We start from the raw sequence: 25,050 nt of genomic DNA on the forward strand, positions 1-25,050 counted from the left end.
GCCTCACCCTGGGGTTCTGCTGGTCCCGGAACTGTACCTCGCGGTGTTGTGGAGCGCTTCGGAGACGGTCACACCCCCGACCGGGCGAACCCGGGGAACGGCGCCTCGTGCGTGCCCGCGTGACAGCGCCACCGCGGGGGCGGCCGGGTAGCCGTGGCCCGGCCGGCCCTGGGGGGCGGCGCGGTAGCCGCAGCCGGGCTGCTGCCGGTGGGGGCGCTCGCCGACAGGTGGGGCGTCGCGCCGAGGCGGCCGGGCCAGTCGGTCCGGGCGGAGATACGGCCGGATCCCGCCACCGGACGGTGACGGGACCCGGGGAAGCGGAGTGTGTCAGCCCGCGACGGACACCGACGGCTCGCCCGACTCCGCGCCCTCGGCCTCCATCTGCTCGGCCAGCTTCATGGCCTCCTCGATGAGGGTCTCCACGATCTTGGACTCGGGGACGGTCTTGATGACCTCGCCCTTGACGAAGATCTGGCCCTTGCCGTTGCCGGAGGCGACGCCGAGGTCGGCCTCGCGGGCCTCACCGGGGCCGTTGACGACGCAGCCCATGACGGCGACGCGGAGGGGGACCTCCATGCCCGTCAGGCCCGCCGTGACCTCTTCGGCGAGCTTGTAGACGTCGACCTGGGCGCGGCCGCAGGACGGGCAGGAGACGATCTCCAGGCCGCGCTGGCGCAGGCCGAGGGACTGGAGGATCTGGAGGCCGACCTTGACCTCCTCGACGGGCGGGGCGCTCAGGGAGACCCGGATGGTGTCGCCGATGCCCTGGGAGAGCAGGGCGCCGAAGGCGACGGCGGACTTGATGGTGCCCTGGAAGGCGGGGCCGGCCTCGGTGACGCCGAGGTGGAGGGGGTAGTCGCAGCTCTCGGCGAGCTGGCGGTAGGCCTCGATCATGACGACCGGGTCGTTGTGCTTGACCGAGATCTTGATGTCCCGGAAGTCGTGCTCCTCGAAGAGGGACGCCTCCCACAGGGCCGACTCGACCAGGGCCTCGGGGGTGGCCTTGCCGTACTTCTGGAGCAGGCGCCGGTCGAGGGAGCCGGCGTTGACGCCGATGCGGATCGGGGTGCCGTGGTCCTTGGCGGCCCGCGCGATCTCCTTGACCTTGTCGTCGAACTGCTTGATGTTGCCGGGGTTGACGCGGACGGCGGCGCAGCCGGCCTCGATGGCGGCGAAGACGTACTTGGGCTGGAAGTGGATGTCCGCGATCACCGGGATCTGGGACTTCTTCGCGATGGTGGCGAGGGCGTCGGCGTCGTCCTGGGTGGGGCAGGCCACCCGGACGATCTGGCAGCCGGAGGCGGTCAGCTCGGCGATCTGCTGGAGCGTCGCGCCGATGTCGGACGTACGGGTCGTGGTCATCGACTGGACCGAGACGGGCGCGTCTCCACCGACCGCCACGCTTCCGACCTGGATCTGCCGGCTCTTGCGGCGCTCGGCGAGCTTGGTCGGAACGGACGGCATGCCGAGAGAAATCGCAGTCATCTGCTGTGCAACCCCAAGTCGTGGATCAAGGTCCGGTCCCGTGAACGGCGGGTCCCGGGCTTCGAGATTACGGCACCGGCCTCGGCGCGGGCACATCCCACCCGGAAACCCACCCGTTGGGGGGCGGCCCGGGACCGCGGGGGTTCCGGGCCGCCGTGAACGACGGGTGGCTAGGAGATTTTGACCGGGTTGACGACGTCGGCGATGAGCACCAGGACGGTGAAGCAGACGAAGATCCCGGCCACCACGTAGGCCACCGGCATCAGCTTCGCCACGTCGAACGGGCCGGGGTCCGGGCGGCGCAGCACGCGGGCCAGGTTCCGGCGCAGGGACTCCCACAGGGCGCCCGCGATGTGGCCGCCGTCGAGCGGGAGCAGCGGGAGCATGTTGAACAGGAACAGGGAGAGGTTGAAGCCGGCGAGGACGAAGACGAACATCGCCAGCTGCTGCGAGGCGGGGATGTCCAGGGTGGCGATCTCGCCGGTGACCCGGGCCGCGCCGACGATGCCCATCGGGGAGTCCGGTTCGCGCGGGCCGTCGCCGAAGGCGGCGTCCCACAGGGCCGGGATCTTGCCGGGCAGGGCGACGAGGGAGTCGACGGCGTCGCCGACGCGGTCGGTCATCCAGGTCACGGAGTCGCCGAAGTCCTGCCTGACGACACCGGTGGCGGAGCTGAAGCCGAGGAAGCCGGCCTTGACGTACTGGCCCTCGACGTAACCGCCGCCGTGGTTCTTCTTGGCGACCATGTTGGTGGCGATCTTCGCGTGCAGGGTGAGCTGCCTGCCGTCCCGCTCGACGACGATCGGCACGGTCTTGCCGGCGCTGACCCGGATGAGGTCCGACAGGGTGTTCCAGTCCTTGGTCGGCTTGCCGTCGAAGGAGACGATCCTGTCGCGCTTCTTCATGCCGGCGGCCTCGGCCGGGGAGGCCGGGTCGGTCTTCTTGCAGGTGTCGCGGTTCTCGCTCTGCGCGATGACGCAGGGCGAGACGGAGGCGACGGTGGTGGTCTGCTGCTGGATCCCGAAGCCCATCAGCACGGTGAGGAACAGGGCGATCGCCAGCACCAGGTTCATGAAGGGGCCCGCGAACATGACGATGACCCGCTTCCACGGGGTGCGCGTGTAGAACATGCGCGTCTCGTCACCCGGCTGGAGCTCCTCGAAGGCCGCCGAGCGGGCGTCCTCGATCATGCCGCGCCACGGGGAGGTGGAGCGGGCGGTGACCCGGCCGGAGTCGTCGGGCGGGAACATCCCGATCATGCGGATGTAGCCGCCGAGCGGGACCGCCTTGATGCCGTACTCGGTCTCGCCCTTCTTCCGCGACCAGATGGTCGGGCCGAAGCCGACCATGTACTGCGGGACGCGGATGCCGAAGAGCTTGGCCGTGGACAGGTGCCCCAGCTCGTGCCACGCGATCGAGACGAGCAGGCCCACCGCGAAGACCACTATGCCGAGGATGAACATCAAGGTCGTCATGCACGCGCCTCCGCGGTCGCCGTCGTGGCTGTGAGTTCGCGGGCCCGGGCCCGCGCCCAGGTCTCCGCTTCGAGGACGTCCGACACGGTGAGTGGGGTTCCCGCCACCGGGGTGCCGTGCTCCTCGACCACCCGGGTGACGTTCTCCATGATGCCGTTGAAGGGCAGAGCGCCGCTCAGGAAGGCCGCGACGCACTCCTCGTTGGCCGCATTGAACACCGCCGGGGCCGTGCCCGCGAGCCGCCCGACGTGCCGGGCGAGCTCCACGGAGGGGAAGGCCTCGTTGTCCAGAGGGAAGAACTCCCAGGTGGAGGCCTTGCTCCAGTCGAACGCCGGCGCCGCGTCGGGAACACGTTCGGGCCAGCCCAGACCGATCGCGATGGGGCCGCCCATGTCGGGGGGCGTCGCGTGGGCGATCGTGGAACCGTCGGTGAACTCGACCATCGAGTGGACATACGACTGCGGATGCACGACCACCTCAATCCGGTCGAAGGGAATGTCGTAGAGCAGGTGTGCCTCGATGACCTCCAGGCCCTTGTTGACCAGGGTCGCGGAGTTGATCGTGATCACCGGGCCCATCGCCCAGGTGGGGTGGGCGAGGGCGTCGGCCACGCCGACGTGGGCCAGCTCGTCCCGGGTCCGGCCGCGGAAGGGGCCGCCGGAGGCGGTGACGACGAGCTTGCGGACGTCGGCGCGGGTGCCGGCGGCGAGCGCCTGGAAGAGGGCCGCGTGCTCGGAGTCGACCGGGATGATCTGGCCGGGCTTCGCGAGGGCCGTGACCAGCGGGCCTCCGACGATCAGCGATTCCTTGTTGGCGAGCGCGAGGGTGCGGCCCGCCTCCAGGGCGGCGAGGGTCGGGGCGAGCCCGATGGAGCCGGTGATGCCGTTGAGCACGGTGTGGCAGGCGGAGGCGGCGACCTGGGTGGCCGCGTCGGGTCCGGCGAGGATCTCGGGCAGCGGTTCCCCGCCGCCGTACTCGGCGGCGAGCGCCTCGCGCAGCGCGGGTACGACGTCCTCGCGGGCGACGGCGACGGTCCGCACCCGTAGCCGGCGGGCCTGTTCGGCGAGGAGGGCCACCCGGGAGCCGTTCGCGGAGAGGGCGGTGACCCGGAAGCGGTCGGGGTTGCGCAGCACGAGGTCGATGGCCTGGGTGCCGATGGATCCGGTGGAGCCGAGGATCACCACGTCCTTGGGGCCGTCCCCGGGTGCGGGGTCGTAGACGAGGTGCGGGTCGGCGAGGGGTGCCGGACGGGCGGGACTGTCGGTCATCCCCCCATTGTGGCCGTAAGCGGTGACGGCTCGGACAGCGCGTCCCTCGGCCGGGTGCCTCTCCGGGCGTTGTGGAGCCACCGTGAAGATCCGTACCGGGACCGCCGTGCCTACGTCTGGAACAACGACAAGGACACGGCGGCCCTGGCCAAGGCGAACGGCGGCAAGGCCGCCACCGGCTCCTGGACGACACGGGACCCGGGCGACACGTACTGCCAGCCCTGGGCGCCACGTACCGCTAACCGCCGTAGGGACGGCGGGCGTTCTCGCGGGCCGAGGGGCCGGGGGTCGCGTCGGCGATCCACGGTCCCTCGCCCGACGGGTCGAGGACGCCCTCCTCCAGCCAGGTGTAGGCGCCGGCGAGGACCCCCCTGACCACCTTGCGGTCCAGGTCGTCGGTGTTGGTCCACAGCCGGCCGAAGAGTTCGTCCACCCGGATGCGGGACTGGCGGCAGAAGGCGTCGGCGAGCTGGTAGGCCTCGCGGCCGTGCTCGCCCTCCCGCCACAGCCGCTCGGCGCGGACGCAGGCCGCGCTCATCGCGAACAGCTCGGCGCCGATGTCCACGATCCGGCCGAGGAAGCCCTGCTTGGTCTCCATCCGGCCCTGCCAGCGGGACATGGCGTAGAAGGTGGACCGTGCCAGCTTGCGGGCCGTGCGCTCGACGTAGCGCAGGTGCCCGGAGAGGTCGATGCCGTGCTTGAAGTCGCCGTACGCCGTGGGCAGCTGACCCGGCCCGGCGACCAGCTTCGGCAGCCACTTGGCGTAGAAGACGCCCGCGTTCGCGCCCGCCCTGGCCTTGGCGGACAGCGGCTTGTCGGGGTCGATGAGGTCGCCGGCGACCGAGAGGTGGGCGTCGACGGCCTCCCGGGCGATCAGCAGGTGCATGATCTCCGTGGAGCCCTCGAAGATGCGGTTGATGCGCAGGTCGCGCAGCATCTGCTCGGCCGGGACCGGGCGTTCGCCGCGCTCCCGCAGCGACTCGGCCGTCTCGTAGCCGCGGCCGCCGCGGATCTGGACCAGCTCGTCGGCCATCGTCCAGGCCATCTCGGAGCCGTAGAGCTTGGCGAGGGCGGCCTCGATGCGGATGTCGTTGCGGTCCTCGTCGGCCATCTGCGAGGCCAGGTCGACGACGGCCTCCAGCGCGAAGGTGGTGGCCGCGATGAAGCTGATCTTGGAGCCGACGGCCTCGTGCAGCGCGACCGGCTTGCCCCACTGCTCGCGCTCCGCCGACCACTCGCGGGCTATCTTCAGGCACCACTTGCCGGAGCCCGCGCACATCGCGGGCAGCGACAGACGCCCGGTGTTCAGCGTGGTCAGCGCGATCTTCAGGCCCGCGCCCTCGGGACCGATGCGGTTCGCGGCGGGGACCCGGACCCGGTGGAATCGGGTGACGCCGTTCTCGATGCCGCGCAGCCCCATGAAGGCGTTGCGGTTCTCGACGGTGACGCCCTCGGCGGTGGCCTCCACGACGAACGCGGTGATGCCGCCCTTGTGCCCCTCGGACTTCGGCACCCGGGCCATGACGACGAGCAGGTCGGCGACCACGCCGTTGGTGGTCCACAGCTTCACGCCGTCGAGGACGTAGTCGTCGCCCTCGGGTACGGCCGTGGTGGCCAGGCGGGCCGGGTCGGAGCCCACGTCCGGCTCGGTGAGCAGGAACGCGGAGATGTCCGTGCGGGCGCAGCGGGGCAGAAAGGCGTCCTTCTGCTCCTGGGTGCCGAACAGCTTCAGCGGCTGCGGGACGCCGATCGACTGGTGGGCGGAGAGCAGCGCGCCGACGGCGGGGCTGACGGAGCCGACCAGGGCGAGGGCCTTGTTGTAGTAGAGCTGGGTGAGGCCGAGACCGCCGTACTTCGGGTCGATCTTCATGCCGAGGGCGCCGAGTTCCTTCAGGCCGGCCACGACCTCGTCGGGGATGCGGGCCTCGCGCTCGATGCGGGCGGAGTCGATCTCCGTCTCGCAGAAGGCGCGCAGTTTCGCGAGGAACTCCTCGCCGCGCCGGACGGACTCCTCATCGGGCAGCGGGCTGGGGTGGATGAGGTCGAGCCGGAAGCGCCCGAGGAACAGTTCCTTGGCGAAGCTGGGCTTGCGCCAGTCCTGTTCCCGGGCGGCCTCCGCCACCCGCCGGGCCTCGCGCTCGGTGACGGTGGTGCGTGGGGTGGTGGCGGTCATGGGAGGCTCACCTCGTCGCAGAGAGGACGTCTGGGACCGTTCGCTACCGACCAGTGCTACTGGATCGTTGGTACCCGAAACGGGCCGACCTCACCACCCCTCGGGGTCCCGGTACGGGAGACTTGGGCCGAACGGGTGGCCGGGGGGACGTCATGGGACGTGTCCCCCGCTCCCCTCTCCCGCCGTTTCTCGCCCGCCCGCTGTCGAAGCGCTTCGACAGCCTCTGGACACCCCGCCCCCGCTGGCGATAGTGTCGCTCAACACCCTCAATCCGCCGTTTCGGATACGCGCAGTGTCGAAGCGCTTCACAGAGCTTGGAGAGCTGCATGGTCACCCTTGCCGAGGTCGCCCAGCACGCCGGAGTCTCGGCGAGCACGGTGAGTTACGTCCTCAGCGGCAAGCGGTCCATCTCCGTCACCACCCGGCAGCGGGTCGAGCAGAGCATCCGGGAGCTGGGTTACCACCCGAACGCGGGCGCCCGCGCCCTGGCCGGCAAACGGTCGAACATCATCGCGCTGATGATCCCGTTGCGCACCGACATGTACGTGCCGGTGATGATGGAGATCGCCATCGCGGTGGCCACCACGGCCCGCACGCACGGCTACGACGTCCTGCTGCTCACCGGCGAGGAGGGCCCCGACGCGGTGCGCCGGGTCACCGGCAGCGGGCTGGCCGACGCGATGATCGTGATGGACGTCGAGCTGGAGGACGAGCGGCTGCCGCTGCTGCGGGGGACCGACCAGCCCTCCGTGCTCATCGGGCTGCCCGCCGACACCACCGGTCTGACCTGCGTGGACCTGGACTGGGCGGCGACCGGCGCGCTGTGCGTGGAGCACCTCGCGGAGCTGGGCCACCGTGACATCGCTGTCATCGGCGAGGCCCCGGCGGTCTACGAGCGGCACACCGGCTTCGCCGAGCGCACCCTCGACGGGCTGCGCTCCCGGGCCCGCGAGCGGGGTCTCGGACTGCTGCACCGGCCGTGCGAGGGCGGGTACGACGCGATGGCGCTCACCCTGGCCCGGGTCTTCGACGAGCGGCCGGGCACGACCGGGTTCGTGGTCCAGAACGAGTCGGCGGTGGAGCCGCTGCTCGCGCTGCTGCGTCAGCAGGGCCGGGCGGTGCCCGAGGACGTGTCCGTGGTCGCGATCTGCCCGGACCAGGTCGCCGTGCAGGCCTCGGTGCGGCTGACCTCGGCCGCCATCCCCGCCCAGGAGATGGGCCGGCACGCCGTGGAGCGCCTGGTGGCCAAGCTGGAGGGGCGGGGCGGCGACGAGGTCGTGCTGCTCGCGCCCGGTCTGACGGTCCGGGCGAGTTCGGGCCCGGCACCGGCCGCGTCCTGACATCCCGCTCCCGCTGTCCCGCGTACGGGGCCGGCCCCCCGGGGGGAACCGGCCCCTGTGCTCAGCTTCCGCTGACGGTCAGGTTGTTGGTGGTGAAGTTCAGGCCGCCCGAGGACGACGTGATCTCGTAGCCGAACTGGACGTCGCCGAGGGTGACGTTGCCGAACCAGCCCTTGGTGTCCTTGATCCACTTCAGGATCTGCAGGATGTTCACCGTGCCCGAACTGGAGTTGGAGCTGCGGATGAAGGAGAAGACGTCGTTGGAGCCGTTGGTGCCCTTGTAGACGGTCCAGGTGGCGCCGCCGACGGTGACCGTGCCCTGCGAGGTGCCGAGCGGGCCGACGGCCCCGGTCTTGTTGACCCAGAGCATGATCTCGTACCGGTGGGCGGTGTCCCAGATGTCGTACGACGTGTTGTACGCGCCGGACGACGGGACGCTGACGTTGTAGGTGCTGGTCAGCGAGGACAGCGAGGTGATCGGCTTGTTGATCGCCTTCGTGGCGTTGGGGTAGGCCTTGATCCCGCCGGTGGCGGGGTGGTTCGCCCAGACGCCCCAGTTGGTGCCGGAGTTGGCCCAGATGCACTGGCTGCCCGCGCCGGAGCCCCAGATGTTGTTGTAGAGCGTGTAGCCGTTCAGGCTGGTGCTGCCCCACTGGTCGCAGGAGTTCCAGACCGCGGCGGAGGCGGGCGCCGAGGCGAGGCCGACGGTGGCGCCGAGGGCGAGGGCGGGGGCGAGCAGGGCCTTGGCGACCCTGGCGAGTGTGCTTGCTGCCATGGTGTCCCTTCCATGGGTGGGGGGAGTTGTTCCGGTCACCGCGTCCCCAGGGTGAGGACGCGGTCTTCTCCGGCGACGAGGTCGAGCGGTTCGGCGCCGGAGGAAGTCCGCAGTTCGACGCGGCGGGTGCGGCCCGGCCGTACGACGGCCCGGGCGCCGTCCGGGTCCCAGGCGAGGTCGACCTCGGCGCCGAACCGGGTGCGCACCCCGCGCAGTTCTCCGCGCGGCCAGCCGTCCGGGACGGCGGGCAGCAGGACCAGCCGGTCCGGGGTGGACTGCACGAGCATTTCGATGAGCACGCCGGGCAGGGTGTGCGCGGCGTCCGCGTTGTAGACGTCCCGCCGCGGGTAGTGGGCGCTCATCAGGGAGGCGTGGAAGAAGTCGCCGCCCAGGACCCGGCGCAGGGCCCGTGCGGCGTGGTCCCGGTCCCGCAGGCGGGCGGCGACCAGGGCCTGGTGCAGATGGCCGTGGGCGGAGTCGTTCTCGGCGCCGCGCAGGGCGAGCGCCCGGTGGGCGGCGGCGGCCAGGCGCGGTGTGTCGTACGGGGTGATCTCCTCCAGGGGCCAGACGCCGTAGAGGTGGCTGAGGTGGCGGTGCTCGTAGGTGTCCTCCAGGCCGGGCCAGGCCCATTCCGCGAGGGCGCCGTCGGCGTTGATCCGGTGGGGGGGCAGCCGGTCGGCCAACGCGCGCCAGCGCTCGGCGTGTTCGGGGTGGTAGCGGGAGGCGGTGAGCAGGGTGTGGCGGGCGGCGGAGAGGTCCATGGCCGCGTTGAGCGCACCCCAGCTGCCGCCCGCGGGGCGGTTCTCGGGCGAGTAGGAGGGGACGACGACCAGGTGGCCGTCGGCGTCGGTGCGGGTGAGGAAGTCCTCCTGGAAGAGGGCCGCCTCGGCGAGGGCGGCGGCGGTGCGCGGGTCCTGTTCGCCGCGGATCTCGTCGTGGTCCACCAGGGGTTTGAGCAGCCAGTCGGCGCCGGCGGTCCACAGCTGGTGGGGGTAGGCGCGGTCGAAGTGGTAGGTGTACCCGGACTCACCGTCGGTGTGGCTGGGCGCGACCACGCCCCGGGTGCCGAAGATCGCGCGGGCGTTGGCCCGCCAGTCCGGCAGCTGCCGCTCGACCAGCGCGGCCAGGGCCTCGGTGACCTCGGGCAGGGCGGCGGCGGGCGCGGCGGCGGTCTGGAGGTTGAGGTTGGCGTTCGTGGTGAACGCGCCCGACCAGGCGGTGTCCCAGTCGCCGGTCCACAGTCCGGTGAGCCGGGGCGGGTTGAGGCCGCTGCTGGAGAGCAGGTGGTAACGGCCTGCGGCGAAGAGCCGCTCCAGCAGGGCCGGGCTGTCCGGGCGGGTCAGCAGCGCGGAACCGGGCAGGGCGCGTTCGGCCGGGTCGGCGCCGAGGTCGAGGCCGACCCGCAGGTAGGCGGGGCGGTGCCGGTCCAGGTGCCGGGCGAGGAGGCTCTCGTAGGGCCGGTCGGTGCCGTCGAGCAGGTCCTGGAGCAGCCGGGTCTCGGCGACCACGTCCGTCTCGCCGGTGTGCCGGCGCACCCGGGTGAGCAGCAGCACCGAGCGGGCGCCGGTGACGCGGACGCCGGGCGGGGCGAGTTCGCTCCGGCCGCCGCTGACGGCGACCAGGGGCACGCCGGTGTAGGCGCGGTCGCTGTCCGGGTAGCGGGCGCGCAGGCTCAGCAGGGCACCCTCGGGGGTGAGCAGCGTGCCGTGGCCGACGCGGAGACCGGCCGGGGCGCCGGGCAGCCGGTGGTCCAGGCGGATCTCGAGGTCGCCGCCGCCGGTGACCTCGTGCACGATCACGTCGTCCGCGCGGGAGACGAAGACCCGGCCGCGGGCCTCGCCGTGGACCGCCGTGGCCTCGCCGCTGGTGAAGTCCAGGGCCCGGCGGACGTACCGGCCGTCGTCCGCGCTCCGGCGCACGCGGACCTGGAAGGCGGGGTGGAAGGGCTGCACCCACTGCAGCGGGCGGCCGTCGGTGAGGCTCTCGGCGGCGGTGAGGTCGCCGGCGAGCAGCCGGTCCTGCACCGCGGGGAGGGCGGCGGCCAGCCGGGGCGGCCGTGCGTGCTCGCCGCCGTTGGGGCGGACCAGGGTGTGGTGGGTGACGACCACCCGCTCATCGTTCGGATCTCCGAACACAAGGGCGCCGTGGTGGCCGTTCCCGCTCAGGAAGGCGTCCTCCCAGCGGGCGGCCGGGGCCGGCTCCCAGGTGCCGTGCACGGGCGTACCGCTCATGGCCGCAGCACCGCCACGCCGTACCGGCCGAGCGTGACCGCGTCCGTGACCTCCATGCCGGCGAGCAGCTCACGGTGGGTGCCCGGCACCGGCACGGTGACCGGCTCCCGCCCGTGGTTGAGCAGGAACAGCAGCGCACCGCGGCGCACCGCCTCCACGCCCGCCGGGAGCCCCTCCAGCACCGGCCGCACCCCCGCCCCGGCGGCGATGCCGGCCAGCAGGGAGCGCAGGGCCGCCGGTTCGGGCAGCGTGGAGAGGTACCAGGCGCGGCCCCGGCGCAGCACGGCGGGCAGGCCGTCCAGCTCACCGCCCCGGTACGGCACGGCCTCGGCGGCGCCGGGCTCCGGCTCGATCTCCTCCGACCACAGCGTGCCGTCGAACCCCTCGCACGCCACGGTCTCCCCCGCCTCCAGCGGCCACCACTCGTGCAGGGTGCGGATGCCGAACAGCTCGCGCAGCCGGGCGTCCATACCGCCGGCCCGCACCCGGTCGTCCTCGTCGGCGACACCGGTGTGGAAGCCGCAGACGAGGGTGCCGCCGCCCTGGACGTAGGCGAGGAGGTTGGCGATGGCGGCGTCGGTGAGCAGGTACAGCTGGGGGGCGACGACGAGCCGGTAGCCGGACAGGTCGTGTTCCGGGTGGGCGAAGTCGGTGGTGAGGTGGGCCTCCCACAGGGCCCGGTGCCAGGCGGTGAGCACCTCGGGCAGGTCGACCCGCGTCGACAGCCTGCCCTCGTGGTCGCCGGCCCACCAGGAGTGCCAGTCGTGCAGCACCGCGATGTCGGCGGTGATCCGCGTGCCCGTCACCTCGGGCGCCAGGCCGGCGAGTTCGGCGCCCAGCCGCTTGACCTCCTGGAAGGTGCGGCCCTCCTCGCCCGCGTGGCCGACCATCCCGGAGTGGAACTTCTCGGCGCCCTGCCGGGACTGGCGCCACTGGAAGTAGCAGACGGCGTCGGCGCCTCGGGCGACGGCCTGGAGGGACCACAGGCGGTTGAGTCCGCGCGGCTTGGGGTGGTTCACGCCCCGCCAGTTGACCGGCCCGGCGGCCTGTTCCATCAGCAGCCACGGTCCGCGCGCCTGCGAGCGGGTGAGGTCCTGCACCAGCGCCCCGCGCTGCCCGCCCAGCGGGTCGCGCGGATCGGGATACAGGTCGACGGAGACGACGTCCTCCTCCTCGGCCCAGCGCCAGCCGTCCTGGCCCACCCACAGCGGCATGAAGTTGGTGGTGACCGGGATGTGGGGGGTGTGCCGGCGGACGATGTCCCGCTCGGCGGTGTAGCACTCCAGCAGCATGTCGGAGGTGAACCGCCGGAAGTCCAGCACCTGGCCGGGGTTCTTCAGGTAGTGGGCGTGGCGCGGGGGCAGGACGCCGTCCCAGGTGTCGTAGCCCTGGCTCCAGAAGGCGGTGCCCCAGGCCGCGTTGAGGGCGTCCAGGGTGCCGTACCGCGCGCGCAGCCATTCACGGAAGGCGGCGGCGGCCTCGTCGCCGTAGTCGAAGGTGCAGTACTCGTTGTTGATGTGCCACAGGGTGAGGGCCGGGTGGCCGGCGTAGCGGGCGGCCAGGTCCTCGGTGATCGCGGCGGCGTACCGGCGGTAGGTGGCGCTGGAGTGCGAGAAGTGCTGCCGGCCGCCCCACCACTCGATGCGGCCGTCGGCGTCCCGGGGCAGGGTGTCCGGGTGCAGCCGTCCCATCCAGGGCGGCGGGGAGCTGGTGGGCGTGGCCAGGACGACACCGATGCCGTGGGCGTGCATCAGGTCCATCAGCCGGTCCAGCCAGCCGAAGTCGCGGGCGCCCGGCTCCGGTTCGAGCCGGGCCCAGGAGAAGACGCCCAGCGTGACGGAGTTGACGCCGGCGTCCTTCATCAGCCGGACGTCGTCCTGCCAGGTCTCCTCCGGCCACTGCTCGGGGTTGTAGTCGCCGCCGAAGAGGACACGGCCCCGGGTGGCGTCGGCGAGGCTCGGTCGCGTGCGGGTCATCCCTTCACCGCCCCCGTCAGCATCCCCTTCCTGAAGTGCTTCTGGACGAACGGCGACAGCACGGCGACGGGCAGCAGGGCCATCACCATGACGGCCATCTGGATGGCGAGGCCCGACAGCTGGCCGGTCCTGATGGCCTGGCCGAGGCCGACCGGTGCCTCCTGTTTCTGCACCAGCTGGATCATGACGTTCTGCAACGGCATCATGTCCTGGTCGTTCAGGTAGAGCGAGGCGTTGAACCATGCGCTCCAGTACCCGACGGCGTAGAACAGTGTGATCACCGCGAGGACCGCCCGGGACAGCGGCATGACGATCTGCCAGAGGATCCGCAGGTCCCCGGCCCCGTCGATGCGCGCGCTGTCGACGAGTTCCGGCGAGATGCCCATGAAGAAGCCGCGCAGCACCAGGATGTTGAAGACGCTCACCGCGCTCGGCAGGATCAGCGCGAGATAGCTGTCGGTCAGCCCGAGGGACTGCACCAGCAGGTAGGTGGGGATGAGGCCGGCGCTGAAGAACATCGTCGCCAGCAGCCCCATCAGGATCCAGCGGTGGCCGAGCGAGCCGGTGCGGGACAGGCCGTAGGCGCACAGGACGGACACCGTCATCGAGAACACCGTGCCGACCAGGGTGACGAGGATGCTGATGACCGCGGCGCGGGTGACCTGGCCGCCGCTCAGCAGCTCCCGGTAGGCGACGAAGGTGACGCCCCTGGGCACGATCACCAGGCCGCCCGCCCGGTCGATGGTGCTGCGCGAGGAGAGACTGGTGACGATCACGATCCACAGCGGGAAGACGACGGCCAGGCAGGCGAACGACAGGGCGATGCCCTTTCCCGCGAGGCCCGCCCGGGAGGGCTCCTCCTCCCACGCCGGGCGGGGCGGCGCGGCCCACCGGTGCGGCCCGGCCACCGGTTCGTCGATGACGGCGGTCACTTCTTGTACACCCCCTGCTCGCCCATGAGATGGGCCACCTTGTTCGCGGCGAGGACGAGGCCGATGCTGACCACGCCCTTGATCAGACCGGCGGCGGCCGCGTAGCCGAAGTCCTGGTTGCGGACGCCGTTCCACCACACGAAGGTGTCGAGGACCTCGCCCGCGTTCGTGCCGACGCCGTCGCGTTGCAGCAGGATCTGTTCGAACCCGACGGTCAGGGCGTCACCGACGCGCAGCACGAGGAGGAGCGCGATCACCGGGCGCAGGGCGGGCAGCGTGACGTGCCACATGCGGCGCCAGCGGCCGGCGCCGTCCATCGCGGCGGCCTCGTACAGGTCGGTCGGCACCGAGGCCAGCGCGGCGAGGAAGACGATGATCCCCCACCCGGCGTCCTTCCACACGCTCTGCGCGGTGATCAGGAACGGGAAGGTGTTCGGGTCGGTCATGATGTCGAGGCCGTCGTACCCGTGCTGCCGCAGCAGTTGGGAGAGCATCCCGGCGCCGCCGAACATCTGCTGGAAGACGGCGATGACCAGCACCCAGGAGAAGAAGTGCGGCAGGTAGAGCACGGCCTGCGCGACCGCCCGCACCCGGGGCCTGACCACGCTGTTGATGAGCAGCGCGAGCAGGACGGGGATCGGGAAGAACAGCAGGAGCTGGACGAGGAACAGCACCAGGGTGTTCTCGACCGCGTTCCAGAACGCCGGGTCCTCGAACATCCGCTGGAAGTTCTCCAGGCCCACGAACGGGCTGTGCAGGATGGAGACGATGCCGTTGTCGCTGATGTAGGGGTCGTAGTCCTGGAAGGCGACGACGTTGCCGAGGATCGGCAGGTAGTTGAAGACCAGGACCAGCACGAGGGCCGGTACCGTCATGAGGATCAGCAGGCGGTCGCGTCTGAACCTGAGCCGGAAGCCCAGCTTCCGCGAGCGTCGTTCCTCCCGGGCGCCGGTGGTGCCGGCGGACGTCACCGGGGTCTTCACCGGGGTGCTGGCCTCGGCACCGCTCCGAGGCACCGTGCTGTGGGACACGGCTGTTCTCCTTGCCTCGGAGCCGGGTCAGCTCGCCGCCGGACCGTTCTCGTCGAGAAGCTTCCTGTACCAGTCGCGCAGCTTGTCGCCGCCCTTGCTCTTCCAGTCGGAGACGGCCTGCTGCATGTCGCCGATCTTCTTGTGCCCGCGGATGATGTCGTCCTCCAACTGCTCGAAGTCGTTGGAGAGGTTGGTGTAGCGGGAGGGCTCGGTGATCTGCAGACCCCAGAAGGACGACTTCCTGGTGAAGCCGCCCATCCGCTGCTGCCACGCGACCATGCCCTTGGTGTAGTCCGGCATGTCCGGGTGGGCGATGGTCGGGGCGGGGCTCGCCACCATGACGTAGGCGTTGACGACCTCGTTGTTGCCCTGGTCGTTCTTGACGGGGACGCCGTTCTTGATCGTGTAGTGGGTGCCCTCGACGCCGTAGTTCGTCATCATCCACTCCTTGGTGCCGTACGGCGCCGCGGTGACGTTGGCGACCGCCAGGACGTCGTGGACGACGGACTCGGAGGCCTTCTTGTTGACGAAGGCGAAGATGCCGGCCGGGTTGACGGCGAACAGCGACGGATCCCCGCCGTCGTGGTTCCAGATGTCCATGCCCCAGACCTTGAAGTCGGGGTTCTGGGTGGCCTGGGAGGCCTGCTGGCCGTACCAGTTGGAGATGTCGTTGTTCCAGATGAGGAACTCGCCGGCCGCGAACTTGGGTGCGGGGTCGGTGGTCTGGCTCTTGCCCATCCGGAAGTCCGGGTGGACGTAACCGGCCGCGAACAGCTTGCGCGTCCACTCGATGGCTTCCAGGTACTCCGGGGTCTCGATGCGGTTGATCAGCTTGCCGTCGACCATGTTCCAGGCGAGCGGCTTCTCCCCGCCCCCGAGCACCCCGAAGGTGTTCATCGCGGTCCACTTCATGTCACCGCAGGCCCACCGCTTGGCCCGGGCGTTGGTGATGTCCTTGCACAGCGCCATGAACTCGTCGGCGGAGCGCGGGACCTCGTAGCCCTCCTTGTCGAATATGTCCTGGCGGTAGAGGGGCACGATGTTCCCCACGGTGGGGGCGGGCATCGGCAGGCCCATCAGCCTGCCGCCGAAGATGGAACGCTGCCAGGCACCCGACGGGATCGCCGCGAGGTTCGGGTACTCCTTGACCTTGTCCCCGGACAGGTACGGGCCGAGGTCGGCGAACTTGCTGATGATGGCGCTGGGTATCTTGCCCATCATGTTCCAGCCGGGGACGACGACCACGTCCGGTACGTCGCTGGAGGCCAGGACCGCGCCGAGCTTCTGGTCGTAGGTGTTGCCGTCCTGGTTGCGCCACTGGACGTCGACGCCGATCAGGTCGTTCATCGACGTGTAGTAGGGGTTGCCCTGCTTCGGCGGCGAGCCCCAGAACGGCGCCATGACGGTGATCCTGCCGCCCTTGCCGAGCTTCCTGGGCACCGAGGGCTTGAGGGTCTCGACGTCGAGCTTGGCCGTGAAGCCCATGGCCGAGCCGTTCCTGGACGGGATGTCCGGCTTCACCACGTCGCTGGCCACGTAGGTGGGCAGGATCTTCCTGGCGTCCTTTCCCGAGGTGGTGCCGTCCCGCGAGCCGTTGTCCGCGCCGCCGCAGGCGGAGAGCAGCGGCATCCCGCCCGCGACCGCCGCGGCGGCGACCGCGGTGGAGGCGAGGAAACTTCTCCGGCTGCTGCCGGCGGGGGCGGGGGAGGCGGCGTTCGGCGTCATTGCGTCAACCCTTCATGGCGCACCAGGACACCCGGCGGTGGGCCGTCGGCTGCGGTGTCTTCAGTGGATCCGGCCGAGCGGAAGCGCGTCTGCGAGGAGTGCAGTCGAAGCGCTTCGATGTTGCTGCGAGGTTAAGTGAACACCTGGGGGCGCACAAGGGTCGTTCCCAAGATTCCTCGGGCGGGGAGCCGTGGGTTGCTCCCGGTCCGAGAACGGTGGAGTCCCTCCCGTTCGGGCAGGGGACCTTGACACCGCGCCCCGGTCGAACCAGCATCGAAGCGCTTCGAAAGGGCCGCGCCGCTCCACGCAAGGGGAACCACTCGTGACCGTTGACTCGCCGTCCACCCCGCCGTTCCGTGATCCGCACCTGCCGTTCGCGAAGCGCGTCGACGACCTGCTGGCGCGGCTGACCCTGGACGAGAAGATCTCCTTCGTGCACCAGTACACGCCCGCCGTGCAGCGGCTCGGCATCGCCGCCTGGCGCACCGGCCAGGAGGCCCTGCACGGCGTGGCCTGGATGGGCCCGGCGACCGTGTTCCCGCAGGCGGTCGGCCTGGGCGCGACCTGGAACCCGGACCTGGTGCGGCGGATCGGGGAGGCCGTGTCCAAGGAGATCCGGGCGATGCGCACCCGGGACGAGCGGGTCGGCCTCAACGTCTGGTCGCCGACGGTCAACCTGCTGCGCCACCCGCTGTGGGGCCGCAACGAGGAGGGCTACGCGGAGGACCCGAAGCTGACCTCGGCCATCGCCACGGCGTACACGCACGGCCTGCGCGGCGACCACCCCCGGTACTGGCGCACCGCGCCCGTGCTCAAGCACTGGCTGGCGCACAACAACGAGACCGACCGGGCCACCTCGTCGGCCTCCGTGCGCCCGCGGGTGCTGCACGAGTACGACCTGCGCGCCTTCCGGGACACGGTCGAGGCCGGCGCGGTGGCCGGGGTGATGCCCGCCTACAACCTGGTCAACGGCCGCCCCAACCACGTCTCCCCCTACCTGCGCGAGCACCTGCGCACCTGGACCGACGAGGAACTGCTGGTCTGCTCGGACGCGGGCGCGCCGTCCAACCTGGTCGACGCCGAGCACTACTACGCCACCCACGAGGAGGCCACCGCCGCGGCCCTGCTGGCCGGCGTGGACAGCTTCACCGACCACGGCACGGACTCCTCGCTGATCACCGCGCGGGTCCGGGGGGCCGTCGAGCAGGGCCTGCTGACCGAGGCCGACCTCGACGCGGCGGTCCGCCGCCAGCTCTCCGTGCGCTTCCGGCTCGGCGAGTTCGACCCGCGCTACGACCCGCACGCGGCCACCGGTGAGTTCGACACCCCCGCCCACCGGGCGCTCGCCCGGGAGGCCGCCGAGCAGGCCATCGTGCTGCTGAAGAACGACGACGGCCTGCTGCCGCTCGCCCCGGACACCCGGATCGCGGTCGTCGGCCTGCTCGCCGACGAGTGCAAACTCGACTGGTACAGCGGCACCCTGCTGCACCGCTCCACCCCCCTGGAGGGCCTGTACGAGCGGTTCGGCGCGCGGGGCGTGGAGTTCGCGGAGGGCGTGGACCGGGTACGGCTGCGGACGGCGGCGGGCGCCTACCTGTCCGTGCCGGCGGCGGACGCCCCCGACCTGGCGCGCGGCGCCGAGGGCGCACTGGACCCCGCGCTGCTGTCGGGCCGCACCGATCTGCCGCCGCTGACCGCCGACGCGGCCGGCACCGAGTTCGCGCTGGCCGACTGGGGCGAGGGGGTGCTGACCCTGCGCGCCCCCGACGGCCGCTACCTCTCCGTCGCCGAGGACGGCTACCTGCGCGCCTCCGCCGACCAGCCCGGTGGCTGGGTCGTCCAGGAGACCTTCCGTCTCGAACCGCACCGCGGCGGTCACCTCCTCCGGCATCTGGGCACGGGCCGCCATGTGCGGGTCGCCGCCGACGGGGTGAAGGTTGCCGAGGCGGGCGACGTCTTCGAGGTGGTCATGGTCGAGCGGGGCGAGGACGCCGTGGCCCGGGCGGCGGCCGCGGCGGACGTCGTCCTGGTGGTGGCGGGCAACGACCCGCACATCAACGGCCGCGAGACCGAGGACCGTACGACCCTGCTGCTGCCCGAGCACCAGCAGCGGCTGCTGCGCGTGGCCCGCGCCGCCAACCCGCGCACCGTCCTGGCGCTGGTCTCGGCCTACCCGTACGCGGTGGACACCGCCCGGGTGCCGGCCGCGCTGTGGACCGCGCACGGCGGCCAGGCGGCGGGCACGGCCCTGGCCCGGGTGCTGGCCGGAGACGTCTCACCGGCCGGCCGGCTGCCCCAGACCTGGTACGCCTCCGACGCCGACCTGCCCGACCTGCTCGACTACGACGTGATCGGCGGCCGCCAGACCTACCTCTACTTCGAGGGCACCCCGCTGTTCCCGTTCGGCCACGGCCTGTCGTACGCGTCCTTCCGGTACGCCGGTCTGGTGACCCGGGTGGGGTCCGACTCGCTGCTGGTGAGCTGTACGGTCACGAACACCGGAGAGCGGACGGCGGACGAGGTGGTCCAGCTCTACGGCCGGGCGGTGGACCCCTCGGTGCCCCGGCCGCGCCGCGAGCTGCTGGAGCACCGCCGGATCACCCTGACGCCCGGCGAGACGGCCGCCGTCTCCTTCGAAGTCCCGCTCACCGCGCTGGAGTTCTGGGACGTACGACGGGGCGGCTGGCGTCTGGAGCGGGGCCCGTACGACCTCCTGGTGGGCGCCTCCAGCGAGGACGTGCGGCTGCGGACCACCGTGCACCTCGACGGTCCGGACCCGGCGCCCCGTGCGGTGCTGCAACGCGGCCTGCCGAGCGCCGACTTCGACGAGCAGTCCGGTGCCGCGCTCGTGGACCGGACGCGGACGGCGGGCGACGCGGTGACCCCGGCCCGGGACCAGGCGGCCGAACTGGTCTACCGTGCCTGCGACTTCGGGGCGGGCGTGCGCGAGGTGACCGCGGAGGCGGCGGGCGAGGGCACGCTGGAACTGGCCCTGGACGGCGGCCCGGTGGTGGCGGCCCTCACCCTGGACACCCCCACTGCGGACGCCTACACGTACACCACCCTGACCGCCCGCCTGGTCACCGAGGGCGTCCACGACGTCCACCTCCGGCTGCGCGGCCCGCTACGGCTCGCGCACCTCGGCTTCTCGGGCTGAGGGCCCGCGAGAAGCGCCGAGTGGGAACGGCTACGGCCGCTCCTGCCGGTCAGCAACGGTTGTGGGTCGCAGGCGGCCGGTCGGCCTCGCGGAGGTACCGCGACGGCTCGGAAGCCGGAGCCTCCACGGTGATGGGAGGCTTCGGCTTCCCCGTCGGCGGAGAGTGCCAGCCGTTGCGCCACCGCTTGCCGGTCCGCAGGTTGATGCCGACGATGCGGCACGCCTCTCTGCTGCTGTAGCCCTGCTGCATGAGCTGGAGATATACCTCCCGCTCACGCGTCAGTCGACGGCCGCCCCCACCACGTCTGTCCCTGCGGATCTCGAAGTCCATCGCACCCCTTGAACTGGGGTGTTGCAACGACCGCTGGAACGGAAGGTCGGCCGGGGGCGCACTCACGTCCGTCACGAACCGGGCAGAGGCGGGTCAGCTCTGGCAGGCGCATCCCGAAGCGGCCCTGGCCCGCGCCACGGTGGTCGACGGGTCCGTCGCCTCCTCCGTGGGGCTGCAACACGCGGTGACGCCGCAACAGGCGCCGTCCGCGGAAGTGGAACCGGCCCGGGCGCCGACGGGCTCGACCGCACGGACGACGGCGGAGTGCATGCCGTCGGCGACCGGATGGTCGGGAACGATCTCGCCTTCGCACCGGACTCCTCCCCTCAAGTCGGTGCGCCAGTACGCCGCGACGAGCAGGTGGTCGGTGCGGGCCGCGGGGTGTGACCGCTGGCGGCGGTCACACCCCGGGTGTGCCCTGCCGTGCCGTCGCTACCGGACACGGAAGAGCCGTTTTGACATCAGGCGTGGCTGAGCCGGTAGGACATGGCACGCAGCGCCGACGCGGCTCCGGAGACGTTGTCGATCTTCCCGTTCAGGGCGTAGAGGCCGAGCATGGAGATGGTGGCGCCATGCTGGACGAAGAGCTCCTGGCTGTCCGAGGACAGATCGGGAGCGGAGGCGGGCTTGCCGGCCGAGTCGCGGCCGACCAGGCGGTAGGCGGCGCCGTCGGCACGGGTCGCGGTCCGGGTCAGCGTCCAGTGGTCCGGCTTGCCAGAGTCGATGTCGATCGGGTGGCCGCTGTTGAGGTGCTTGGCGCACCCGGCGTAGTCGTGCTCGATGGCGCTCAGCGCCTTGCGCGCGGTGGCGCTGTCCTTGAAGTGGAAGAGCGCCTGGCTTGCCTGCACGTGCCGGTCCACGCCCTGGAACTGCATTCCCGTGACCGAGGTGACGTGCAGCTGCTCCGGGTCGCTGAATTCGCAGGAATACAGCGCCTGCCAGGGTCCGGTGCTGGTCTGACGGGTGCTCGGCTCCGCCTTCCAGTGGAATGTGGACGCGAGCGGCAGCTCGGCGCCGGACAGCCACGGCGAGGTGTGCGCGGTCCGGGCGGCCGGGGTGGCTGCCTGGGCGGCGGGCGCCAACGTGGCGGCCGCCCCCAACGCCACGGCTGCGGCGGCCGCGGACGCGGCGATGCGCGAAGTGATGCGCTTGTGCATGTCGATTTCCCCCAGTATTACGGCTGGTCTGTCCAGTGGTCTGCATCGCCCCGGATCGTGTCGGCCTCCCCTTGGCGGGGCGTTTCCCCACCGTTTGCGGCCGTCTCCGTGGTGAGCGATGGCCAAAGCCTTTCAGTCTTGAGTCGCCATGGTGTTCGGGGGATGTCACCGGTGTGCAACGAAGATCGACGGCTCCCGCAGGGACGAGGAAGGGGCCGATGGCGAAGCTGACTGCAGTACGCCAGCCTGGTGCAGCGGTGGCCGTGCCCGGCCGACTGGGCGCTCCGAGGCCCGGGCGGGGACTCTGCCCGTTCGCTCACCGCTGCCGCGCGAGCCACTCGTCGAAAGTGATCGCCGCGATGCGGGCGCCCTCACCGGGCAGCAGGACGTCTCCGGTCATGTCCACGCCGAGCACCCACGACCACGTCGGTACACGTTTCACTGCGTGGCCGCGCCCGTCGTCGGTTCGCCGGGCCATGTCCACCAAGTCCTGCGGCTCGGGGCGTGCGACATCGAGGTAACGTCCCTGCGGCGCGCCCGTGGCGATCCCGGCGAAGACATCCGCCACGTCCGTGGGCGCGATCGGCTGCACGAGCAACGGGGTGTTCCCGTAAGCCTCCGAGATTAAGCCAGAAATGACGCGTCGTTACAGGTCAGAGCCGAGGAAACAGAAACGGCCGCAGCCCCCGCACAGTGGGCTGCGGCCGTTCCGTCTTCCGACCTGTCCGTGGCAGGTCAGAGCGCGAGACCGGTGAGGACCAGCACGCGCTCGTAGGTGTAGTCCTCCATCGCGTACCGCACGCCCTCGCGGCCCACGCCGGACTGCTTGGCACCGCCGTACGGCATCTGGTCGGCGCGGTAGGACGGGACGTCGCCGATCACCACACCGCCGACCTCCAGGGCGCGGTGGGCGCGGAAGGCGGCCTGGAGGTCGTGGGTGAACACGCCCGCCTGGAGGCCGTACTTGGAGTCGTTGACCGCGGCGAACGCCTCGGCCTCGCCGTCCACCTTCTGCACGGTGAGGACCGGTCCGAAGACCTCCTCGCAGGCGAGCGTCGCGTCCGCCGGTACGTCGGTGAGCACGGTCGGCGCGTACGAGGCACCGTCGCGGTCGCCGCCGGTGAGCAGCGTGGCGCCGGCCTCGACGGCCTCCTTCACCCACGCCTCGACGCGCCGGGCGGCGTCCTCGCTGACCAGCGGGCCGACGTCGGTCTTGTCGTCGGTGGGGTCGCCGGTGACCTGGGCCTCGACGGCGGCGACGACGCGGGGCAGCAGGCGGTCGTAGACGGAGGCGTCCGCGATGACGCGCTGCACCGAGATGCAGGACTGGCCGCCCTGGTAGTTGGAGAAGGTCGCGATGCGGGTCGCGGCCCAGTCCAGGTCGGCGTCGGAGGCGTAGTCGCCGAGGACGACCGCGGCGCCGTTGCCGCCCAGCTCCAGCGTGCAGTGCTTGCGCGGCACCGAGTCCATGATCGCGTAGCCGACCTTCTCGGAACCCGTGAAGGAGATGACCGGCAGCCGCTCGTCCTGGACGAGGGCGGGCATCTTGTCGTTCGGCACCGGCAGGATGCTCCACGACCCGGCCGGCAGGTCGGTCTCGGCGAGCAGGTCACCGAGGATCAGGCCGGACAGCGGGGTGGCCGGGGCCGGCTTCAGGATGATCGGGGCGCCGGCGGCGATCGCCGGGGCGACCTTGTGGGCGCACAGGTTCAGCGGGAAGTTGAACGGCGCGATGCCGAGCACGACCCCCTTCGGGAAGCGGCGGGTGAGCGCGAGCCGGCCCTGGCCGCCGGCGTCCGTGTCGAGCCGCTGGGCCTCGCCGCCGTTGAACCGGCGGGCCTCCTCGGCGGCGAACCGGAACACCGAGACCGCGCGGCCGACCTCGCCGCGGGCCCACTTGACCGGCTTGCCGTTCTCGGCGGAGATCAGCCGGGCGATCTCCTCGGTGCGCTCGGCCAGCCGCTTGCTGACGTGGTCGAGGGCGGCGGCGCGGACGTGCGCCGGGGTGGCGGCGAACTCGTCCCGGACGGCGTACGCGGCGGCCACGGCCTCCTCGACCTGGGCATCGGTCGGCACGCCGACCTTGCCGACGAGCCGACCGTCCCACGGGGAGGTGACGTCGAAGGTGTCCTCGCCGGTGACCTGGCGGCCGGCGAGCCAGAAGGCATGGGTGGAAGTCATGTACGAGTCCCGGCCCTTCCGCGTTGGGGGTGTGCTGCTTGGCTTGTGTGGTCCACGGTAGGTCGGGGGCCGCCGGGGGGCGTTTGTCCGAGTCGTAGCAGTGCGCGGACCGGGCACTACTGTTTGGACTACTCGGCCGGCGGGGCTACTCGGCGGAGGTCGCCTTGAGGGCCAGCCACAGCTCCATCCGCACGTCCGGGTCGTCCAGGCTGCGCCCCAGGATCTCCTCGACGCGCCGCATCCGGTAGCGCAGGGTGTGCCGGTGGACCCCCAGGTCGGCAGCGGCCGCGTCCCACTGCCCGTGCCGTGACAGCCACGCGCGCAGCGAGGCGACCAGGTCACCCCGGCCCGTCGCGTCATGCTCGTGCAGCGCCCGCAGCAGCCCGTCGGCGAAGGCCTTCACCGCGTCGTCGGCCAGCAGCGGCAGCACGGACCCGGCGGCCAGCTGCTCGTGCTCCACGAACACCCGGCCACGCCGCCGCGCCACCGACAGCGCCTGCTCGGCCTGCTTGTACGCGGCCGCCGCCGCGATCGGCCCGGCGGGCGCCGACAGGCCGACGACCAGCGCGTCCTCCTCCGTCCGGCCCTGCTCGGACACCGCCCGGTCCGCCTCCCGCGACGCCGCGAACGCCGCGCACGCGGCCACCGCCGCTCCCCCGTCGGCGGCCAGCACCACCAGCCGCTCCCCCTCCGGAACGACCAGTACGGCCTCCCCGGCCCGCGCCGCCGCGGACTCCACCGCCTCCGCGAGCTGCCCCAGCGGTTCGCCCGGCGCGCCCGGCTCCGACTCGGCGACGATCATCCGGAACGGGGCGTCCAGCAGCCCGCCGTACAGGTCCCCGGCGACGGCCCGGGCATGGTCGGGCTCGCCCGCCAGGAGCATGCGCAGCACCGCCGTGCCGAGGCGCTGTTCGGCCGCGTACAGGGAACGGGAGCGTTCGGTGGTGAGGGTGAGCAGGGCGATGGCCGAGTGCACGGCGTACCGCTCGGCGGTGCCGAGCGCGGCGGCCGTCCCCACGGCGAGCGCGGCGCGCGGGCGGCGGCCGGTGCCGAGGCTGTGCAGCTCCACCCGGTCCTCGTGCTCGGGGCCGCCGACGACGGAGGACGCGGGGGCGGGCCGCTCCCGCAGCCGCTCCACCTCGGCGGTGAGCCGGGCGGCGCGGCGGCCGGCCCAGTCGGGCGCGGCGGCGACGACGGCGCCCGAGGCGTCGTACAGCGCCGCCCAGCCGTCGACCTGGGTGGCGAGCACGGCGAGCACGCCCTCGGGGCCGGCATTCAGCGCCTGCCGGGTCAGCTCGCGCTGGACGGCGAAGCCCGCGGTGACCGCGCGGTACTGGTCGGCGGCGATCGCGGCGGAGACGGCCTTGCTGATGGCGAGGAAGGGGGTGCGGCGGGGGACCTCCAGCAGCGGCAGGCCCTCCTCGGCGCAGGCGTCGACGAGGGCCTCGGGGATCTCCTCGTAGTTGACGCCGACGGCGAAACCGAGACCGACCACTCCCGCCCCGACGAGGCGCCGTACGTACCGCCGCATGGCCTCCGGGTCCTCCGCGTCCAGTTTGAGCGCGGTGATCAGGAGCAGCTCGCCGCCCTCCATGTAGGGCACGGGGTCGGCCAGCTCGCTGACGTGCGCCCAGCGGACGGGTACGTCCAGGCGGTCCTCGCCCGCGCGCACGGCCAGCTTGAGCGCGGAGTGGTGGACGAGCGAGGCGAGAGTCGGGGGCATGGGGCCTTCACGGTGAGGGAGATCGCGGCGATCCCGGTGATCTTTTGGCCGCCGTGTATGAACGGCACAGCCCGATTCTGCCTCACCGTA

Annotated in this window: 16 protein-coding genes and 1 pseudogene; 2 read left to right on the forward strand and 15 right to left on the reverse strand. The window is 72.0% G+C overall.

Translation table 11 applies throughout. The features are described from left to right. Positions 1–327: 327 nt before the first annotated feature. The 4 genes from ispG to ACZ3ZD_RS17690 form a co-directional block, all read right to left on the reverse strand. Positions 328–1,485, reverse strand: coding sequence for a flavodoxin-dependent (E)-4-hydroxy-3-methylbut-2-enyl-diphosphate synthase (gene ispG / locus ACZ3ZD_RS17675; RefSeq protein ID WP_467397988.1), 1,158 nt, complete (start codon positions 1,483–1,485; stop codon positions 328–330). Between the two features lie 170 nt (positions 1,486–1,655). Further along, complete coding sequence (locus ACZ3ZD_RS17680) at positions 1,656–2,960, reverse strand: M50 family metallopeptidase (RefSeq protein WP_467397990.1); 1,305 nt, start codon at positions 2,958–2,960, stop codon at positions 1,656–1,658. Next, positions 2,957–4,228: a 1-deoxy-D-xylulose-5-phosphate reductoisomerase gene (dxr, locus tag ACZ3ZD_RS17685; protein WP_467397991.1), complete on the reverse strand. Its 1,272-nt coding sequence runs from the start codon at positions 4,226–4,228 to the stop codon at positions 2,957–2,959. Before dxr ends, ACZ3ZD_RS17680 begins: the two co-directional genes overlap by 4 nt. 238 nt (positions 4,229–4,466) lie before the next feature. Continuing rightward, entirely contained in the window at positions 4,467–6,401 is a 1,935-nt protein-coding gene (locus tag ACZ3ZD_RS17690) for an acyl-CoA dehydrogenase family protein (protein ID WP_467397992.1), read from the reverse strand. 326 nt (positions 6,402–6,727) lie between these two features. Between ACZ3ZD_RS17690 and ACZ3ZD_RS17695 the strand changes: the two genes are divergently transcribed. Next, entirely contained in the window at positions 6,728–7,741 is a 1,014-nt protein-coding gene (locus ACZ3ZD_RS17695; protein WP_467397994.1) for a LacI family DNA-binding transcriptional regulator, read from the forward strand. A gap of 61 nt (positions 7,742–7,802) precedes the next feature. Here ACZ3ZD_RS17695 and ACZ3ZD_RS17700 read toward each other — a convergent pair whose 3' ends face one another. From ACZ3ZD_RS17700 to ACZ3ZD_RS17725, 6 genes are read right to left on the reverse strand one after another with little or no spacing between them, the layout of a single operon-like run. Further along, positions 7,803–8,516, reverse strand: a complete 714-nt coding sequence (locus ACZ3ZD_RS17700) for a glycoside hydrolase family 12 protein (RefSeq protein ID WP_467397995.1) — start codon at positions 8,514–8,516, stop codon at positions 7,803–7,805. 35 nt (positions 8,517–8,551) lie between these two features. After that, on the reverse strand, positions 8,552–10,747 hold the full coding sequence (locus ACZ3ZD_RS17705) for a glycosyl hydrolase family 95 catalytic domain-containing protein (RefSeq protein ID WP_467397997.1): 2,196 nt from the start codon (positions 10,745–10,747) through the stop codon (positions 8,552–8,554). Further along, complete coding sequence (locus ACZ3ZD_RS17710) at positions 10,744–12,723, reverse strand: beta-galactosidase (RefSeq protein ID WP_467397998.1); 1,980 nt, start codon at positions 12,721–12,723, stop codon at positions 10,744–10,746. The genes ACZ3ZD_RS17705 and ACZ3ZD_RS17710 overlap by 4 nt, the downstream gene beginning before the upstream one ends. Beyond that, positions 12,720–13,655, reverse strand: coding sequence for a carbohydrate ABC transporter permease (locus tag ACZ3ZD_RS17715; protein WP_467398000.1), 936 nt, complete (start codon positions 13,653–13,655; stop codon positions 12,720–12,722). Before ACZ3ZD_RS17715 ends, ACZ3ZD_RS17710 begins: the two co-directional genes overlap by 4 nt. Then, entirely contained in the window at positions 13,652–14,686 is a 1,035-nt protein-coding gene (locus ACZ3ZD_RS17720; protein ID WP_467398001.1) for an ABC transporter permease, read from the reverse strand. Before ACZ3ZD_RS17720 ends, ACZ3ZD_RS17715 begins: the two co-directional genes overlap by 4 nt. Before the next feature lie 27 nt (positions 14,687–14,713). Next, positions 14,714–16,411: an extracellular solute-binding protein gene (locus ACZ3ZD_RS17725; protein ID WP_467398003.1), complete on the reverse strand. Its 1,698-nt coding sequence runs from the start codon at positions 16,409–16,411 to the stop codon at positions 14,714–14,716. Positions 16,412–16,733: 322 nt separating this feature from the next. Between ACZ3ZD_RS17725 and ACZ3ZD_RS17730 the strand changes: the two genes are divergently transcribed. After that, a complete protein-coding gene (locus tag ACZ3ZD_RS17730; RefSeq protein ID WP_467398004.1) occupies positions 16,734–19,568 on the forward strand; it encodes a glycoside hydrolase family 3 C-terminal domain-containing protein in 2,835 nt (944 codons plus the stop codon). Positions 19,569–19,644: 76 nt separating this feature from the next. On the opposite strand, the pseudogene ACZ3ZD_RS17735 reads toward ACZ3ZD_RS17730, so the two are convergent. The 5 genes and pseudogenes from ACZ3ZD_RS17735 to ACZ3ZD_RS17755 form a co-directional block, all read right to left on the reverse strand. Then, a pseudogene (locus ACZ3ZD_RS17735) lies at positions 19,645–19,899 on the reverse strand (helix-turn-helix domain-containing protein); the annotation flags it as partial. A gap of 461 nt (positions 19,900–20,360) precedes the next feature. Next, complete coding sequence (locus tag ACZ3ZD_RS17740) at positions 20,361–21,056, reverse strand: hypothetical protein (RefSeq protein ID WP_467398005.1); 696 nt, start codon at positions 21,054–21,056, stop codon at positions 20,361–20,363. Between the two features lie 316 nt (positions 21,057–21,372). Further along, positions 21,373–21,648 carry a hypothetical protein gene (locus tag ACZ3ZD_RS17745; RefSeq protein ID WP_467398007.1) on the reverse strand — a complete coding sequence of 92 codons (276 nt, stop codon included), beginning with the start codon at positions 21,646–21,648 and terminating at the stop codon, positions 21,373–21,375. A 143-nt stretch (positions 21,649–21,791) separates the two neighbouring features. Then, the gene (locus tag ACZ3ZD_RS17750; protein WP_467398008.1) at positions 21,792–23,237 is read right to left on the reverse strand and encodes an aldehyde dehydrogenase family protein; all 1,446 of its coding nucleotides are present in this window, start codon (positions 23,235–23,237) and stop codon (positions 21,792–21,794) included. A gap of 145 nt (positions 23,238–23,382) precedes the next feature. Then, positions 23,383–24,960, reverse strand: coding sequence for a PucR family transcriptional regulator (locus tag ACZ3ZD_RS17755; RefSeq protein ID WP_467398010.1), 1,578 nt, complete (start codon positions 24,958–24,960; stop codon positions 23,383–23,385). Positions 24,961–25,050: the final 90 nt, after the last annotated feature.

The sequence above is a fragment of the Streptomyces sp. NPDC023481 genome (assembly GCF_055560195.1).